The sequence below is a fragment of the Micromonospora sp. NPDC023633 genome (genome assembly GCF_040640035.1).
In the GTDB taxonomy this organism is placed as follows: Bacteria; Actinomycetota; Actinomycetes; order Mycobacteriales; family Micromonosporaceae; genus Micromonospora.
The window spans coordinates 18,626-36,840 of record NZ_JBFABB010000069.1; the positions used below are offsets into that span (position 1 = coordinate 18,626).

General features: G+C 73.7%; 11 protein-coding genes. 5 read left to right on the forward strand and 6 right to left on the reverse strand.

Translation table 11 applies throughout. The annotated features are described in order from the left end of the window. Positions 1 to 102 precede the first annotated feature (102 nt). Positions 103 to 1,686, forward strand: a complete 1,584-nt coding sequence (locus AB0G13_RS21310; protein ID WP_357876697.1) for a DHA2 family efflux MFS transporter permease subunit — start codon at positions 103 to 105, stop codon at positions 1,684 to 1,686. A gap of 54 nt (positions 1,687 to 1,740) precedes the next feature. Here AB0G13_RS21310 and AB0G13_RS21315 read toward each other — a convergent pair whose 3' ends face one another. The 5 genes from AB0G13_RS21315 to AB0G13_RS21335 form a co-directional block, all read right to left on the reverse strand. Beyond that, on the reverse strand, positions 1,741 to 3,618 hold the full coding sequence (locus tag AB0G13_RS21315; protein WP_357876718.1) for an ABC transporter ATP-binding protein: 1,878 nt from the start codon (positions 3,616 to 3,618) through the stop codon (positions 1,741 to 1,743). 317 nt (positions 3,619 to 3,935) lie between these two features. After that, a complete protein-coding gene (locus AB0G13_RS21320) occupies positions 3,936 to 4,835 on the reverse strand; it encodes a bile acid:sodium symporter family protein (RefSeq protein ID WP_357876699.1) in 900 nt (299 codons plus the stop codon). A gap of 488 nt (positions 4,836 to 5,323) precedes the next feature. Next, positions 5,324 to 6,583: a family 16 glycosylhydrolase gene (locus tag AB0G13_RS21325; protein ID WP_357876701.1), complete on the reverse strand. Its 1,260-nt coding sequence runs from the start codon at positions 6,581 to 6,583 to the stop codon at positions 5,324 to 5,326. 91 nt (positions 6,584 to 6,674) lie between these two features. Further along, positions 6,675 to 8,228 carry a ricin-type beta-trefoil lectin domain protein gene (locus AB0G13_RS21330; protein ID WP_357876703.1) on the reverse strand — a complete coding sequence of 518 codons (1,554 nt, stop codon included), beginning with the start codon at positions 8,226 to 8,228 and terminating at the stop codon, positions 6,675 to 6,677. Positions 8,229 to 8,423: 195 nt separating this feature from the next. Next, positions 8,424 to 9,200: an IclR family transcriptional regulator gene (locus AB0G13_RS21335; RefSeq protein WP_357876706.1), complete on the reverse strand. Its 777-nt coding sequence runs from the start codon at positions 9,198 to 9,200 to the stop codon at positions 8,424 to 8,426. 54 nt (positions 9,201 to 9,254) lie between these two features. Between AB0G13_RS21335 and eda the strand changes: the two genes are divergently transcribed. Together eda and AB0G13_RS21345 are read left to right on the forward strand one after the other, a co-directional pair. Further along, entirely contained in the window at positions 9,255 to 9,920 is a 666-nt protein-coding gene (gene eda / locus AB0G13_RS21340) for a bifunctional 4-hydroxy-2-oxoglutarate aldolase/2-dehydro-3-deoxy-phosphogluconate aldolase (RefSeq protein ID WP_357876708.1), read from the forward strand. Between the two features lie 3 nt (positions 9,921 to 9,923). Continuing rightward, positions 9,924 to 11,018, forward strand: coding sequence for a sugar kinase (locus tag AB0G13_RS21345; protein WP_357876710.1), 1,095 nt, complete (start codon positions 9,924 to 9,926; stop codon positions 11,016 to 11,018). A 126-nt stretch (positions 11,019 to 11,144) separates the two neighbouring features. On the opposite strand, the gene AB0G13_RS21350 is transcribed toward AB0G13_RS21345, so the two are convergent. After that, entirely contained in the window at positions 11,145 to 11,945 is an 801-nt protein-coding gene (locus tag AB0G13_RS21350; RefSeq protein WP_357876712.1) for a crotonase/enoyl-CoA hydratase family protein, read from the reverse strand. Between the two features lie 187 nt (positions 11,946 to 12,132). Between AB0G13_RS21350 and AB0G13_RS21355 the strand changes: the two genes are divergently transcribed. Beyond that, positions 12,133 to 13,380, forward strand: a complete 1,248-nt coding sequence (locus AB0G13_RS21355; protein WP_357876714.1) for an MFS transporter — start codon at positions 12,133 to 12,135, stop codon at positions 13,378 to 13,380. Beyond that, positions 13,377 to 18,215, forward strand: a 4,839-nt coding sequence (locus AB0G13_RS21360) for a beta-ketoacyl synthase N-terminal-like domain-containing protein (RefSeq protein WP_357876716.1), incomplete at its 3' end; no start/stop codon positions are given. The genes AB0G13_RS21355 and AB0G13_RS21360, both read left to right, overlap by 4 nt.

Here is an 18,215-nt window from a genome sequence, read left to right on the forward strand (position 1 = left end):
AATCGTCGGTGCCGGTCGTTAGTCTGCCTGCGGACACTGCTCAGTACTGACAGGTCAAGGCACGGCCCGACGCCGGCCACAACGGGGATTTCAGGAGACTTCGTGACACAGCAATCCATCGCGACCTCGGACAAGCTCGACGCCTCGGTGCTCAAGGTGGCCGGGGTCGTCGTCCTCGGCGCGATCATGTCGATTCTCGACGTGACGGTCGTCACCGTCGCGCTGCCGACCTTCCAGCGCGAGTTCAACGCGTCGTACGCCGAGGTCGCCTGGACCATGACCGCCTACACGCTCGCGCTGGCCACGGTCATCCCGCTCAGCGGCTGGGCCGCCGACCGGTTCGGCACCAAGCGGCTCTACATGATCGCCCTGGCGCTGTTCACGATCGGGTCGGGGCTGTGCGCCAACGCCGACACGATCGGGCAGCTGATCGGTTACCGCGTGCTCCAGGGCCTCGGCGGCGGCATGCTCATGCCGCTCGGCATGACGATCATGACCCGGGCGGCCGGGCCGCACCGGATCGGCCGGCTGATGGCCGTCCTCGGCATCCCGATGCTGCTCGGGCCCATCGGGGGACCGATCCTCGGCGGCTGGTTGATCGACGTCGCGAGCTGGCACTGGATCTTCCTGATCAACCTGCCGATCGGCGCCGTGGCGCTCGTCTACGCCGCCCTGGCGCTGCCGAAGGACAACCCCGAGCCCTCCGAGTCGTTCGACTTCCTCGGCATGCTGATGCTCTCGCCGGGCCTCGCCCTCTTCCTCTACGGCGTCTCCTCGCTGCCCGAGACCGGCACGTTCGCCGACACCGAGGTGTGGGTGCCCATGCTGGTCGGCGGCGCGCTCCTCGTCGCCTTCGTCCTCTACTCCTTCAGGCCCCGGCATCCCCTGCTCGACCTGCGGCTGTTCGCCAACCGCAGCCTCACCATCGCGACGGTGACCATGTTCGTGTTCATCATCGCGTTCATGGGCGCCGGCATGCTGTTCCCGAGCTACTTCCTGCAGATCCGCGGCGAGTCGACGCTGGCCGCCGGCCTGCTCATCGCACCGCAGGGCCTTGGCGCGATGGTGACCATGCCGGTGGCCGGGATGCTGGCCGACCGGGTCCCCGTCGGCCGCACCGTGCCGTTCGCGCTGGCACTCATCGCCGTCGGGTTCTTCACCTTCACCCAGGTCGACCCGCAGACGTCGTACGTGCTGCTCTGCGGGTCGCTGTTCGTCATGGGCCTGGGCATGGGCGGCACCATGATGCCGATCATGACCTCGGCGCTGAAGACCCTGAAGGCCCACGAGGTGGCCCGCGGCTCCACCCTGGTCAACATCCTCCAGCAGATCGGCGGGTCCGTCGGCGCCGCGACGATGTCGGTGATCCTCACCAACGAGCTGAACGGCTCCCGGCCGATCCCCGGGGCGACCGACCCGAGCGGTGCGCCGGTGAGCGAGGCCGACCTCGCCATCGTCGTCCAGCAGCAGCCGGAGCTGGCCCAGCAGTTCCCGGTCGACCCGTCGCTCATCCAGCGTGGCCTCGACTTCGCCGCCAGCTCCTTCGCCACCACGTTCTGGGTCGCGTTCGCGTTGGTGCTGCTCACGTTCATCCCGGCCGCGTTCCTGCCCCGCCGGCGTGAGCCTTCGCACCTGCTCGACGACCAGCAGGCGGGGCAGGCGAAGGCGCCCGTCATCATCCACTGACGCCACGCTCGGGGCCCCCGGGACACTGCCCGGGGGCGCCGAGCGCCCGGCGGGTCAGCGCTGCCGTGGCGCGTGGGGGTGGTCGCCGTGGGTGCCGTCGTAGCCGGCGGCCTGGAGGGCGAACAGTTCGGCGTACCGGCCGCCGGCGGCGACGAGTTCGGCGTGACTGCCGGCCTCGACCAGCGCGCCCTCGTGCAGGACGAAGATCCGGTCGGCGTGCCGGACGTTGGCCAGCCGGTGGGTGATGAGGATGGTGGTCACCCGACCCTGCCGGTCCCGGATGGCCTGGAACAGGGCGTCCTCGGCGCGCGGGTCGAGGGCGGAGGACGGTTCGTCCATGACCAGCAGTTCGGCGTCGCGGAGGAAACCGCGGGCGGCGGTGATGCGCTGCCACTGGCCGCCGGAGAGGTCCTGGCCCTTGGCGAACGTCCGGTCGAGCAGCGTCTCGTACCCGTGGGGCAGGTCCTGGATCATGTCGTGCGCGACGGCACGGGCGGCGGCGGCCTCGATCCGGTCCTGCCGGGCCTCGCTCTCGACGTCGCCGACGGCGATGTTCGTGGCGGCGGTGAACGGCCACTTGTGGTATTCCTGCGTGACCACGGCGATGCGGGCCCGCAGCCCGTCGAGGTCCCACTCGGGCAGGGGCCGCCCGTTCCAGCAGATGACGCCCTCGGTGGGAGCGCGGAGGGTGGCGATTATCGCGGCCAGGGTGGTCTTGCCCGAGCCGTTCTCGCCCACGAAGGCCACCGTCTGCCCCGCCGTGATCGTCAGCGTCACGCCGTCGACGGCGGGGGTGTCCCGGTCGGGGTAGCGCAGGCTGACCTCCCGCACGGTCAACTCGCGTAGGGGGCCGGGCGCGGCGCCCGCGACGTCGGTGGCCGGGTCGGGCAGGTAGGCGGCGGCGCGGGTCATGAACCCGGTGTAGTCGCTGAAGTGCTGGCCCTCGGTGTAGACGCGGTCGACCTGGAAGGTGGCGACGGCCAGCGAGCGTTGCGCGGACTGCACCGCGACCACGCAGGTCGCCGCCGCCGCGAGCGGGATCTGGCCGTCGATGAGCAGCAGCCCGAGCAGGAGGTAGACCACGCCGGTGGCGACTCCTCCGATGACCGCCCCGACCGTGGTGGTCGTGGTGACCCGGCGGGCGAGGGCGAGTTCGATGTCGGTCTCCACCGCCATCACCCGGTCGTACTGGTCCAGCAGGAACCGGCGCAGCCCGTAGGAGCGCAGCTCCGGCGCCGAGTCCCGCTCGGCCATCAGCCGGTGCAGCAGCCACAGCCGCCGTCGCCGCACCGAGCCGGCCGTGTAGGTCCGGTACCGCAGGTGCCCGGCCCGCAGCGACGCCCAGGCCTTGGGCAGCGTCGCGACCAGCAGCGCCAGCAGCAGCAGCGGGTGGATGACGACGACGGCGACCGCCACGGCGAGCAGGCCGGCCAGCCCGGCGAGCAGGTTCATCGACGACTCCACCAGCGCGATCGTCGACTCGGTGCCCCGGGAGGCCCGCTCCATGTCGTCGGCGAACGCGTCGGCGTCGAACGCCTCCAGGCGTACCGCCGTGGACACCTCGAACAGGCCGCGCTCCACCTCCCGGCTCACCCGCGGGCTGAGCCCGTTCTGCGCGTACCCGGTGGCGATGCCCATGCCGGCGCGCAGCGCGGTCGCCCCCGCCAGCACGGCGAGCGCGGGCAGCGCGGCGACCACCTTGTCCGCGGTCGGGCCCCCGGCGAACAGTTCCACGAGCACCCGCTGGGTGGCCAGCAGCCCGAACGCGGCCATCGCCCCGCCGCCGAGCGTCGCGGCGGCCACCACCGAGGTGCGGAGCCGGTCGGCCCGCCAGCTGATCCGCACCGCCGTCCAGACCAGCCGGGGCAGCTCGGCGAAGACGGCGAACAGGCCCGCCTCCGCCCGGGCCCGCACTCCTGTCTCCCACCACATCGTGCGCAGCTCCGGCAGGACCGACTCCGTCCGTGCCGGTGCCGGCGGTGGCGAGGTGGTGTCCCGTTCGGTTCGGGCGGCGGCTCCGGTCACGGGCGTGTCTCCTCGCTGCGCGGTGACGTGGTCGCGGGCCGGGCCGCGGGACGGCGGGCGGCAGGGAGTCGTCCCCGCCGCCCACCACACCCAGAGCATCCGGCCAACTACCAATGGTCACCGCCGGCGACGCGCCGGTCCATCCCCCGGGGCAGGGAAGATGGCCGGATTCCGGCCGGTGTCCGCTCACCCGGAGCGGCGTCCTCCACCGCCCGGCGTGCCGTTCACACCGTCGTGGTCGGCTGTCGCGTGGGCTCGGTCGCGGCACTGCCACGGCGTGCGGCGACGAAGCCGAAGGCGGCGGCGGTGAAGAACATCAGGGTGCCGTAGATGACCGACGGCATGGCGATGTCGCTGTTGTTCAGCAGGGCCGGGCTGAGCGCGATCGTGATGGCCAGGGTGGCGTTGTGTACGCCGACCTCGAACGACGACGCGACGGACTCGCGGTGCCCGACGCGCAGCAGGCGCGGCGCCGCGTACCCGATTGCCAGGCTGATCAGGTTGAACAGCAGGACGACGAGGCCGACCGCGCCGATGGTGGCGGCGAGCTCGTCCTTGATGCCGAGCAACGCGCCGGTGATCACCACGACGAGGACGACGATGGAGAGGATCTTCACCGGTCGCTGCATGCGCACGGCGAACCCGGGCCGGCGCCGGCGGACGGCCATGCCGACCACGATCGGGATGAGCACCAGGGCGAACACCTGGATCACCTTGTCGAACTGCAGCCCGATGGAGCTGTCCGAACCCATGAACGCGGCGACGGAGAGGTTGACGATCAGCGGCAGCGTGAACAGGGCGAGCACCGAGTTGATGGCGGTCAGGGTGACGTTGAGCGCGACGTTGCCCCTGAACAGGTGGCTGTAGAGGCTGGCGGTGCTGCCGCCGGGGGAGGCGGCGAGCAGCATCATTCCGACGGCCAGCTCCGGGCGCAGGCCGGCGACGAGGACCAGGCCCAGGCAGATGGCCGGCAGGATCAGCATCTGGCAGACCAGGGAGACGAGCACGGCCCGGGGGTAGGCGACGACGCGACGGAAGTCGTCGACGGTCAGGGTGAGCCCCAGGCCGAGCATGACGATGCCCAGGGCGACGGGAAAGAGCACGATCGACAAACCGGAACTCACGGCGGCGGCCTCCTGATCGCGTACGCCAAGGACCACCGGATCGTCACACCGCGACAGAGCGGTGGGCATATCCTGGCGTGCGGAGTTTGCGCCCGACGCAAGTTGCCGGGCGACGCACGTCGGCGCAGCTCGTCGCGTTGGGCACACCGCTGCCCGCCTTCGACCTGCCCGACGTCGACGGCAGGCCGGTCAGGTCGGACCTCGCCGGACCCGCCCTGCTGGTCGCGTTCCTGTCACCACCGCGGCGGCGGTCGACCTGGTGCTCGCCGGCCGCGACGTGCCCGAGCCGCACACCCCGAGCCTGGGGTGCGGCATCAAGTGGTCGCCCGGCAACGAGCCGGCGGTCGTCGTCCACTGAGCGCCGGACCGCCCCCGGCAGCGGCGGCCGTCCCCACCGGGACGGCCGCCGGTCGGGGCTGTGTGCCCCGACCGGCCCGCCGTCGAGCGTGTGGGCCGACGGGATGCCGCCGCCCACGGGAGGCCTCCGGTCAGGCGCGCGACCACTTCTGGTTGGCGTCCCCGGTGCAGTCCCACAACTGGAGCTTGCCCCCGTTGCTGGTGTTGCGGTCCCGTACGTCGACGCAGCGGTTCGCGCTCAGGTTGACCAGGTCACCGGCGGCGTTGAGCGTGAAGCGTTGTGCCGGGTTGCCGTTGCAGGTGACGAGGTTGACCTCGGTGCCGTTCGCGGTGCCGGCCCAGGCCGGGTCCATGCACTTGCCCATCGCCCGGATCGTGCCGTCGGCGGCGAACGTCCAGGCCTGCGCGACGGTGCCGTTGCAGTCCCAGATCTGGAGCTTGGCCCCGTCGACCGGGTTCGCACTCGGGATGTCGATGCAGCGGCCACTGAGCGCGCCCCGGATCGCGGTGGTGCCCGGGGGGTTGCCACCCGAGGTGTAGCCCGAGACCCGCACGTAGTCCACGAGCATCTGCTGCGGGAACTGCGTGGTGGCGTCGGGGTAGCCCGGCCAGTTCCCGCCCACCGCCACGTTGAGGATCATGAAGAAGGGGTGGTCGAACACCCAGCGGTTGCCGCCCAGCCGGCCCGGGTCGACCCGGTGGTACTCGACGCCGTCCAGGTACCAGATGATGGAGTTCGGTTCCCAGTCCACCCGGTAGGTGTGGAAGCCGTCGGCGAGCGGCTGGCCGATGGTGCGGCTGCCGGTGATGCCGCCGCCACCCGAGTAGCCCGGGCCGTGGATGGTGCCGTAGACGGTGTTCGGCTCCCGGCCGATGTTCTCCATGATGTCGATCTCGCCTGCGTTCGGCCAGCCCACGCTGTTCATGTCGTTGCCGAGCATCCAAAACGCCGGCCAGATCCCCTGACCGCGGGGGATCTTGATGCGGGCCTCGAAGCGGCCGTACGCCTGGGTGAACGTCGCGGCCGTGAGCAGCCGGGCCGAGGTGTACTCGCACCGGCCGTAGTGGCACTGGTAGTTGGCGGGGTTCTCCCGGCGGGCGGTGATCACCAGGTTGCCCTGGCCGTCGTGCGCGGCGTTGCTCGTGCTGTTGGTGTAGTACTGCCGCTCGTTGTTGCCCCAGCCGCCACCGCCGATGTCGAAGCGCCACTTGCTCTGGTCGACGGGCGTGCCGGCGGCCGCGTTGAACTCGTCCTGCCAGGTGATCCCCCCGATGGCGGCCTGCGCCGGTTCGGGGTGGACCGGCACGGCGAGGGCCGCCGTGGCACCGATGATCGCGGTCGCGGCGAGGGCGAGCGCCCACGGCCGGCGACGGGTACGGACTCTGAACATGTAGGACCTCCTTGGCATCTGTGCCGTTGCGGCGTGTCTCGCGGCGTCGATCGGCCGGTCGGTGCGGGCGCGACGGCGGACGGATGTCGGCTCAGCCGCGACGCCACTTCTGGTTGGCGCCGCCGACGCAGTCCCACAGGTGCAGGCGGGCGCCGTCCGAGTCGTTCCACTCCTTGATGTCGACGCACTTGTTCGCCTGCGGGTTGACCAGGTCGCCGGCCGCCGAGAGGACGAACTGCTGGGCCGGGTTGCCGCTGCAGTTGGCGATCTGGATGGTCGCGCCGTTGGCGGTGGATCCCCAGGCCACGTCCATGCACATGTTGTTCTGGGTACGCAGCGTGCCGCCGGTGAAGGTCCACGACTGCGCGGCGGTGCCGTTGCAGGTCCAGGTCTGCAGGGGAACGCCGTCGGAGAAGTTGGAGTTCGGCACGTCGATGCAGCGGTTGTTCCAGTTGCTGATCAGCCGGCTCCCGCCGCCGCCACCGGTGGTCACCAGGGACAGCCCGTAGACGCCGAGGATCTCGTTGACCGGCTGGAACCAGGTCGTGCCGCCCGTGGAGCAGTTGCCGGAGCCGCCGGAGGTGACGCCCTGGGCCTGGTTGCCGGAGATCCAGGCCCCGCCGGAGTCGCCACCCTCGGCGCAGGCGTTGCTGCGGGTCAGGCCCGACACCGCGCCCTGCGGGTAGTTGACGGTCTCGTTGCGGCCGAGGATGGTCCCGCAGCGCCAGCCGGTCGTACGCCCGGAGCGGCAGACCGAGCTGCCGATCGCCGCGTCCTGCGAGCCGGCGACCGTCACGTTGCCCCCGGCGTAGTTGTTCACCCAGGGCTGCGGCGTCCAGGAGCCGTTGGTGCGGACCCAGCCGTAGTCGTTGCCGGGGAACGACGACCCGGCGAACGTGCCCTGCGAGACGTTGTTGAAGCCGAGGGTCGGGCTGCCGACGCCTCCGCAGTGGCCCGCCGTGACGAAGCCGCCGACGACGGCGAAGCCGACGGAGCAGAGGGTGTTGCCGTTGATCACGTACTGGTCGCCGCCGCGGATGTCGTAGAGCGGCCGGGGCGCGTCGGTGGCCGTGACGACCCGGATCGCGTCCGTGGGCACGCCGCTGGCCCTGGCGTACGCGATCGCCTTGTCGGCGGCGCCCGCCCGGGCCGTCACGACCACACTGTTGCGGGCGACGTCGACGTGCCAGCCGTGGACGTCGCGGGGGTCGGCGGCGGCGGTGCGCCGGTCGAGGGCGCGCTTGACCGCGTCGAGGGTGTGCTCGCTGCGGGCGACGACCGCGACGTCGGCGCCCTCGGCGCGGACTGCCGGGGCGAGCGCCGCATCCGTGACCGCGACGGTGAGGCGCTGCCCGCCGGACGGGATCCACGCGCCGGCGAACGCCGGGCCGAGCTTCGCGCGCAGGCGCCGCTCGACCACCGGCGCCGCCGCCTCGGTGCGCAGGCGTTCGTCGACCTGCGCGGGGGTGAGACCGAGGTCGCGGCGCATCGCCTCGACCAGGGCGGGGCTGGGGCCGGCCGTGGCCGCCGTGTCGCGGGCCGGGGCGGCGGGGGGAGTGTCGCTCGCGTGGCCTGCCGTGGGGGTCAGGGTGACGAGCAGGAGGGCGGCGGCGACGGGACCGAGCACGCGCAGTCTTCGAGACAAGGGGATCCTCCCGGGTGGGCGAGGGCGGCAGACGGGATCAGAGAGCGCTCTCTGAAAGAAGTCTGTCGATGTCCCGACACATCTGTCAAGAAGGTTGCCAGTGGTGGCCCGGCCGTCGCCCTGGGCGACGACCGGCGCGCCGGAGCGACCCCGGAGCCCGCCGGCGGGCGGCGCGAGCGCCGGAGCGCGCCCGGATCAGGCGGTGGAGAGCAGGCCGCGCGCCGCCTGGACCTGGTCGACGGCCCGGCGGAGGGCGGCCACGATCCGGTCCTCGCCGGCGGCGCCCAGCCGGGCCACCGGCACCGACAGGCTGATCGCGTCGGTCGCCGGGGCCGCCAGGGGTACGGCCGTCGCGAAGCAGACGATGCCCTCGGTGTTCTCCTCGCGGTCCACCGCGTACCCCTGTGCCCGGACGGCGGCGAGCTCGGCGCGCAGCGCGTCCCGGTCGGTCACGGTGTGCGGGGTGAGCGCGGGCAGCGGCCAGGTCAGCAGTCCGTCGAGCGCGTCGTCCGGGCGCTCGGCGAGCAGCGCCTTGCCCAGTGCGGTGGCGTGGGCCGGCAGCTGCCGGCCGATCGCGCTGTAGAGCCGCAGCGGGTGCACCGACTCGCGCTTGGCGAGGTAGACGATGTGCGCGCCGTCCAGCCGTCCGAGGTGGACGGTCTCGCCGAACTGCCGCGACAGGTCGTCGAGCACCCCGCCGAGCAGGCCCACGGTGTCGTCGCTGGTGAGGTACGCGGCGCCGACCTGGAGCGCGCGCACCCCGAGCCCGAACCGGGTGCCGGTCGGGTCGCTCTCCACCCAGCCGCGCAGGGCCATGGTGCGCAGGATGCCGTGCAGGCTGCTCTTCGGGATGTCCAGCGCGCGGGCCAGGTCGACCAGGGAGCGCCGCTGCGGCGAGGCGGCCAGCGCCTCGAGCACCTCCAGCGTCCGCGTGGAGGACTTCACCGGTTGGAACCCGCCGGGCAGCGTCATGACCGCCACTGTAGCGGGGTTGACAGCCCGGTCGACGGCGCTAGGGTCACATATGTGACTGGCGTACAGAATGATGAACAGAAGAACGCGGTCGTCGCGGCCGTCGGTGCGGCCCGGATCCTGCCGGTCGTCGTGCTGGACGCCGCCCGCGACGCCGCCCCGCTGGCCGACGCGCTCGTCCGGGGCGGGCTGCGCTCGGCCGAGGTGACCTTCCGCACCGACGCCGCGGCCGACGCGATCCGCGTCATGTCCGAGCGACCCGACCTGCTCGTCGGCGCCGGCACCGTGCTGACCCCGGCCCAGGTCGACCGGGCCGTCGAGGCGGGCGCCCGGTTCGTCGTCACCCCCGGGTTCTCCCCGGCGGTCGTCCGGCGCTGCCAGGAGCTGGGCGTGCCCGTCTTCCCCGGCGTCGCCACCGGCACCGAGATCCAGATGGCCCTCGACGCCGGGCTCGACACGGTCAAGTTCTTCCCCGCCGAGCAGCTCGGCGGCGTCGGGATGATCAAGGCGCTCGCCGCGCCGTTCCGCTCGGTGCGGTTCATCCCGACCGGCGGGGTCAACACCGGCAACCTCGCGGACTACCTCGCCCTGCCCGCCGTGCTGGCGGTCGGTGGCACCTGGATGGTCGCCCCCGACCTGATCGCCGCCGGGCGTTGGGACGAGGTCGCCACCCGCACCGCCGCGGCCGTCGAGGCCGCCCGACCCACCGCGGAGGCCTGAGCCGTGCTGTCGATCCGTCCGGCCGGCGAGTGCCGGTACGACCTGGTCTCCCTGGGCGAGATCATGCTGCGGCTCGACCCGGGCGAGGGTCGGGTGCGCACGGCCCGCACCTTCCGGGCCTGGGAGGGCGGCGGCGAGTACAACGTGGCCCGCGGCCTGCGCCGCTGCTTCGGGCTGCGGACCGCCGTGGTCACCGCGTTCGCCGACAACGAGGTGGGCCGGTTGCTGGAGGACCTCGTGCTCCAGGGCGGGGTGGACACCTCACTGGTGACCTGGCTGCCCTACGACGGGGTCGGCCGCGCCGTCCGCAACGGCCTCAACTTCACCGAGCGCGGCTTCGGCGTCCGGGGCGCCGTCGGCACCTCCGACCGCGGCCACAGCGCCGCCAGCCAGCTCCGGGCCGACCAGGTGGACTGGGACCACCTGTTCGGCACGCTGGGGGTGCGGTGGCTGCACACCGGCGGCATCTACGCCGCCCTGTCCGAGACCACCCCGGAGACGATGGAGGCGGCGATGGCCGCCGCCGCCCGGCACGGCACCGTCGTGTCGTACGACCTGAACTACCGGCCCAGCCTCTGGAAGGCGGTCGGCGGGCAGGAACGGGCGCGGGAGGTCAACCGCCGGCTGGCCCGCTACGTCGACGTGATGATCGGCAACGAGGAGGACTTCACCGCCTCGCTGGGCTTCGAGGTGCCCGACACCGACGCCTCGCTGTCCCAGCTGGAGGTGGCCAACTTCAAGCGGATGATCGAGGCGGCCACCAGGGAGTACGAAAACTTCAAGGTCGTCGCCACCACCCTGCGTACCGTGCGCACCGCCACCGTCAACGACTGGGGCGCGATCGCCTGGGCCGACGGGCGGTTCGCCGAGGCGACCCACCGGCCCGGCCTGGAGATCATGGACCGGGTCGGCGGCGGCGACAGCTTCGCCTCCGGCCTGATCTACGGCCTGCTGGAGAAGGGTGACCTGGCCACGGCCGTCGAGTACGGCGCGGCGCACGGCGCCCTGGCGATGACCACGCCCGGCGACACCTCGATGGCCAGCCTCCGCGAGGTCGAGGCGCTCGTCCGGGGCGCCGGCGCGCGCGTCCAGCGCTGAACCGCCGGCGGTCGACCGGCCCGGGAGCGACGCGGCTCCCGGGCCCCGGCGGCGGGCCGCCGCGCGCGACGCGTCCGGCGGGCGGCCAGCTCCGGCGGCGGGGTCGTCACCGCCTGTCCAGCCCGCTCACTCCCCGGTGAAGTGCGGTTCGCGCCGGTCGAGGAAGGCCCGGACCGCCTCGTCGTGGTCCCGGGTCTGGTGCGCCAGCGCCTGCATCGCGGCGGAGAGCTCCAGGATGCTGTCGAGGCTCTGGTGCTGGGCCTCGCGCAGCAGCTTCTTGGCCATCCGTACGGCGTGCGGAGGGTTGGCCGCCACCCGGTCGGCCAGCCGGCGCGCCTCGGTGAGCAGCTCCTCGTGCGGCACGACCCGGGAGACCAGCCCCCACTGAAGGGCGGTCGCCGCGTCGACCCGGTCCCCGGTCAGCGCCATCTCGGCGGCCCGGGCGGCGCCGACGGCGCGGGGCAGCAGCCAGGCGCCGCCGTCACCGGGGATGATGCCGAGCTTGACGAAGCTCTCCGCGAAGAACGCCCGCTCCGAGGCGATCCGCAGGTCGCACATGAGCGCCAGGTCGCAGCCGGCGCCGACCGCCGCCCCGTTCACCGCCGCGATCAGCGGTACGTCGCACGCGTACATCGCGCGGGGGATCCGCTGGATGCCGCGGCGGTAGCCGTCGCGCAGCTCGTGCGGGGTGCCGCCGAAGAGGCCGACCCGGTCCGCCATGTCCTTGACGTTGCCGCCGGCGGAGAAGGCGCTGCCGGCGCCGGTCAGGATGACCGCCCGGACCGTCCGGTCGGCGTTGACCGCGTCGACCCGGGCGACCAGCGCGTCGACCACGTCGTCGCCGGAGATGGGGTTGCGGGCCTCCGGCAGGTTGATCGTCCACGTTTCCACGGGACCGTCCCGCTCGACGAGAACCGGGTCGTCCACGCGCGTCTCCTCGCTGTGCTGCTGATCTGGCCTGCCCCGAAACCAACCACACGCCCGTCCGGCCGGCAAGGCGGGGTGCCGCGGTCGGCTGTCCGTCGCCGCGATGCTTCGACATATTGAGATGTCTTGACGTGCGATGGCATGATCGGCGCTCCACACGGTGATGACCGGGAGCGGATCTCGACAGGTGCGATCAACGGGGGAATCTTCGGCACGTCCGCTTCGTCTCGTCGTCGCCGCGCACGCCGTCTCCACGTACGGCAGCTTCCTGAACATGGTGGCGCTGGGGCTGTTCGCGCTGGAGATCACGGGCTCCGCCGTGTCCACCGGGATCTTCATGGCCGTCCGCCTGGGCGCCGGCGTCCTGACCGGACCGGTCGCCGGCATGCTGGTCGGCCGGTATCCGCGGGCCAGGCTCATGATCGGCGGCGACCTGCTGGCGGCGGGTGCGCTGGTGCTGCTGGTCGTGGCGCCCTCCGCCGCGCGACCGACGGTGCTGTTCGCGCTGGCCGTGGTCATCGGCGGCAGCCAGACGCTGTGGATGGTCGCGCTGCGCAGCGGGTTGCCCGAGCTGGTCGGCCCGGACGGCCTGGCCCGGGCCAACGCGAACCTGGTGGCGGCCCGCTCGGTGGCCATGCTGCTGGGCTTCGGCAGCGCGGGAATCCTCGTGACCCTGTTTGGCTACCACGCCGCGTTCCTGCTCGACGCGGCCTCGTTCGCGCTGTCCGCGCTGCTGCTGTCAGCGGTCCGCGTCTGGCGCGTGGTGAGCAGCCGCGCCGCCGGGGGTTCTCACCGCGGGTCGGGGCTCCGTCGCCTCCTACCCTCGGTCGCCCCCGTGGTCCTGGCCATGATCGCGGTGCGGTCCCTCGACGCGTTCGGGTCCGCCTCGCACAACGTGGGGCTCCCCGTGTACGCGAACCTGGCCTGGCCCGAAGCACCGGCCGCGTTCGCCGCCCTGTTCACCACGCCCTGGGCGGTCGGCGGTCTCGCCGCCGGCCGGTGGTGCGCCCGGCGGGCCGCCGGAGCCTCGCGCCCGGGATCGCCGAGGGTCTTCGGGGTCGCCACCTGTGCGATGTCGCTGCTGTTCGTGCTCGCCTTCGCGGGTCCCCCGATCTGGCTGGTGGTCGTCCTGGCGCTGGCCGCCGGCATGGCGGACGGTTACGCCGAGATCAGCTACACCACCCGGTTGCAGACCGTCGGGTCCTCCCGTCTGCCGCAACTCGTCGGACTGGCGAGCGCGGCGCAGAACGCGGGGTTCGGCATCGGCATGATCGTCAGCGCCTTCGCGCTCGAACGGCTGTCGCCGCTGCCGGTGGTCGCACTGGCGCACGGCCTGGCGTTCGCCGCCGCCGGCGCCTTCCTCGTCTCCCACGCCCGTTCGTCGGCGCACCGCCCGCACCGACAGCTCACGAAAGAAGTTGAGGTGGCCCCGTGAAGTCCGTGCCGTCCGCCGGTCGCCCCGCCGCCGTCAGCCACGGCGGGGACCTGTCCGGCCCTGTCGGCCATCCCCGCACGCTGGACGAGGCACTGCTGTGGGCCGCCCGGCACCATCCGCGTACGGGCATCCGGATCGTGGATGCCGACGGGCGTGAGGAGTTCGTCGACCACGGGCAACTGCTCGCCAGGGCGCGCGCGGCGCTGACCGGTCTGCGGGCCCACGGCCTGGGGCGGGGCTCCCCCGTCGTCCTGCGGATCACCTCGGGCGAGCGGTACTGGCCGACCTTCTTCGGCTGCGTCCTCGGCGGGATCGTGCCGCTCACCGTCGGCGCGCCCACCGGGTACGACGCGGACAACCCCACCGCCGCCGCCCTCGTGCACGCGTGGCGGACGCTGGGCGAGCCCGTGGTGCTGGCCGGGCCGGAGGACCTCGACGTGCTGGCCCGGCTGCCGCTGCGGGACCGGGTGGTCGCGGTGCCGGAGCCGACCGCGCCGGCCGCTCGCGACCGTTCCACCGCTTCCGGCCGTCCCGCCGTTTCCGGCCCTCCCGTCGATTCCGGACCCGACCCGGAGGTGGTGGATGTCGCGGCGGTCAGCGATCCGGAGTCGGTGGCGCTGCTGCAACTCTCCTCGGGCAGCACCGGCCGGCCGAAGGTGATCCCGCTGACCCACCGGGGGCTCTCGGAGTACGCCGTGGGCGCCCGGACGATGCTCGACATCGGGCCGGGGGACGTCCTGCTCAACTGGCTGCCGCTGGACCACGTCGCCGGCCTGCTCCTCTACCATCTCGGCGGCGTCTTTCTCGGCGCCACGTCCGTGCACGTCGCCACCGAGCGGGTGCTCGACGACCCGCTGCGGTGGCTGGAGCTGATGCGGCGGCACCGGGTCACGCACAGCTGGGCACCGAACTTCGGCCTGCGGCTGGTGGCCGACGCGGTCGCCCGGGCCCCCGGCCGACGGTGGGACCTCGGCGGGGTGCGCCGCATGGTCAGCGGCGGCGAGCAGTGCCTGCCGGAGACCTTCGAGGCGTTCGTCGCCGCCACCGGGGTGCCGGCGGAGGCGATGACGCCGGCCTGGGGCATGTCGGAGACCTGCACCGGGATCACCTTCGCCTCATTCGCCGAGCCCGGCACCCGCCTCCGGATCCGTACGGCGAGCCTGGGCGGCGACCTGGAGTACGCCGAGGACGACGACCCGGCCGACGTCACCGAGTTCCTCTCCGTCGGGCGGCCCGCACCCGGCGCCACCCTGCGGATCGTCGACGCCGCCGGCGCGGTGCTCCCCGAGGGCCGCATCGGCCGGCTCCAGGTCTCGTCGGCGCGGGTCACGCCCGGGTACCTCGCCGACCCGGAGGCGACCCGCCTGGCCTTCCCGGACGGCGACGGCTGGCTGGAGACCGGCGACCTCGCCTTCATGCGGGACGGTCGGATCGCCATCACCGGCCGGGCGAAGGACATGATCATCCTCAACGGGCACAACCTGCCCTGCCACGAGGTCGAGCAGGTGGCGGGGGAGGTGGACGGGGTGCGGCGCGGCCTGGTGGCCGCCGTGGGCGTACCGGAGCCCCGCACCGGCACCGAGTCGCTGGTGATCTTCTACGTGCCCGACGGCGACGCCGACGCGCCTCGGACGGGGGTGGCCGAGGCGGTGCGGGCGGCGGTGGCCCGACGCTGGCAGGTCGTGCCCGAGCGGGTGCTGTCGCTCGCCGCGGAGCAGTTCCCGCGTACCACCGGCGGGAAGATCCGGCGCGCGGAGCTGGTCCGGCGCTGCCTGGCCGACCGGTCGCCGCAGCGGGAGCAGGACGGGCGGCGGGCGGCCACCGAGGCCCCCGAGGCGCGCGCGGCCGGGCCGGGCCGGGCGGAGGTCCGCGCCCTGCTGACCGGCATCCTCGGCGACCTGATCGGTGGCCGGGTCGACGCGGCGCGTCCGTTCTACGAACTCGGCATCGGCTCGGTCGAGATCGTCCGGCTCCGGGCCCGCCTGGAGCGGGCACTGGACCGCCGGGTCCCGCAACCGGTGCTCTTCGCCCACCCGACGGTCGACGCGCTCAGCGCGTACCTCGCCGCCCCGGACGCCACACCGGCGGCGGACCCCGCCGGCGGACCGGTACGGGACCGACGCATCGCGGTGATCGGCATGGCGGTCCGGTTTCCAGGAGCGCGCACGGTCGACGAGTACTGGGCGAACCTGACCGCCGGAGTGGAGAGCGTCCGGGTCTTCACGCCGGACGAACTCGTCGCGGCCGGAACTCCGCGGGACACAGTGGACGCCCCCGACTTCGTGGCGGCCAGCGGCGTCCTCGACGACGACGTCGCCGGCTTCGACGCGGGCTTCTTCTCGATCAGCGCCCGGGAGGCGGAGTTGCTCGACCCGCAGCACCGGCTGTTCCTGGAGACCTGTCACCAGGCGTTGGAGGACGCCGGGTACCCGGGTGACGGGCAGGGCCTGCGGACCGGCCTCTACGCCGGCAGCGGAATGAACCTCTATCCGCACCACACCTACCTCCGCCAGCTTCGCCACCGGGCCGGATCCGACGATCCGGCCGACTCCATCGGCGTCGCGCTCGGCAACCAACCGGACTTCCTGGCCACCCGGGTGGCGTACCGGCTGGGACTGACGGGACCGGCGATCAACGTGCAGAACGCCTGCTCGACCTCGCTCGTGGCGGTGCACCTGGCGGTGCGGGCGCTGCTCGACGGCGAGGCCGACCAGGCTGTCGCCGGCGCGGTGGCCGTGCACGTGCCGCAGGTGACGGGCTACCGGCACACCCCGGGATCGATCCTGTCGGCGAGCGGTCGGTGCCGGCCCTTCGACGCCGACGCCGACGGAACGGTCGGCGGCAACGGGGTCGCCGCCGTGGTGCTGAAGCCGCTCGACCGGGCCCTCGCCGACGGGGACCCCGTACACGCGGTGATCATCGGTTCGGCCCTGAACAACGACGGCGCCGGCAAGGTGGGCTTCACCGCGCCCGGGGTGGCCGGCCAGGTCGACGTCGCCCGACGGGCGCTGGCCGCCGCGCGGATCCCGGCGGAGTCGGTCGGATACGTCGAGGCGCACGGCACGGGCACCGCCCTGGGCGATCCGGTGGAGCACCACGCCCTCGCCGAGGTGTACGCCGGCGGCCGGCCGTTCCTCGGCTCGGTCAAGGCGAACATCGGTCACCTGGACAGCTGCGCGGGCATGGCCGGCCTGGTCAAGGCGATCCTGACCGTGCGTTCCGGCCGGGTCGCCCCACAGATCAACTTCGTCCGGCCGAATCCGGCGATCGACCTCGCCGCCGGCCCCTTCACGGTGACCACCCGTGCCACCCACTGGCCGGCGGACCTTCGGCCGCGCCGGGCGGCGGTCAGCGCGCTGGGGGTGGGCGGCACCAACGCCCACGTGATCGTCGAGGAGCCGCCCGAGGCGGACCCCCGTCGTCCGGACGAGCCGCCGGCCCACCCCGCGCCGGGGCTGCTGCCCCTGTCGGCGGCCGACCCGGCGGCGCTGGTGGAGCTGGCCGTCCGCCACCGCGACCTGCTCCGGAAGGATCCCGGGCTGTCGCTGGCCGACCTGGTCACCAGCGCCGGTCGGCGCAGACGCCACCTCCGGCACCGCCTGGTCGCGCTCGGCGCCTCCGCCGCCGCGCTGGCCGACGGCCTCGACCGGTACGTCGCGGGCGGCGCGGCGGGCGACGTGCTGTCCGGCCGGACGGAGCCCGGGCACGCCACTCCGGTCGCGCTGGCCTTTCCCGGGCAGGGCGACCGCCGCTGCGTCGTCCCCGATCTCGCCGAGCGGTTCCCGGTCGCGCGGGCCGTGTGGGACGAGGGGGCCGACGCGTACCGCCGCGCCACCGGTGGCGACCTCGCCGCCCGGCTGCGGGAACGTCCCGGCGACAGGGGGCTCCCGACGGACGTCGCCCAGCCGGCGCTGGTGGTCACCGCGGTGGCGTTCGCCGAGCTGTGGCGGTCGTGGGGGCTCACGCCGGACGTCGTCCTGGGGCACAGCGTGGGGGAGTACGCCGCCCTGGTCGTGGCCGGTGCGCTGAGCCTGACCGATGCGGTCGGACTGGCCGCCCACCGGGGCATCCTCATGCGGGACGCGCTGCCACCCGGCGCGATGCTCGCGGTGCTGGCGGACGAGGCGACGGTCGGTGATCTGCTGCGCGGGTCGGCGGCGGAGATCGCCGCCCGCAACGGGGCGGAACACCACGTGCTCGCGGGCTCCCCCGAGGCGCTGGCGGCGGTCGCCCGGGCAGCCGGGCAGCGTGGCGTGGCGACCCGCCCGCTCCCGGTCGACCGGGCGTTCCACTCGACCGGGGTGGACGCGGTCCTGGACCGGCTCCGCCGGGTGATCGGGGAGGTGGAGTTCGCACCCGTCCGCCTGCCCCTGATCAGCACCCTGGACGGCCGCGTACGCCCGCCCGGCTGGCTGCCGGACGTCGACCACCTGTGCCGGCAGGCGCGCGAGCCGGTCGCCTGGAGCGCCGCCGTGGCCACCCTCGGCGAGCAGGGCGTTCGATCGGTCGTCGAGGCGGGCGCGGACGGGACGCTGACCGGCATCGCCCGCGCCACGGGATCCCACCTGCGGTGGGTGTCGTCGCAGCGTCGTGACACCCCACCGGTCGACGGGCTGTGGCGAGCCGTCGCCGAGCTGTACGTGGCGGGGTTCCCGGTCGACTGGGCCGCGCTGACCGCCGACTGCGGCGGCCGGGCGGTGCCACTGCCGGCCTATCCGTTCCAACGCCGGCGATTCTGGGTCTCCGCGCCCTCCGCGCCCTCCGCGCCCTCCGCATCCGCCGGGCCCGCCGGGCCCGCCGCGTCCGCCGGGTCCGCCGCGTCCGCCGCGTCCGCC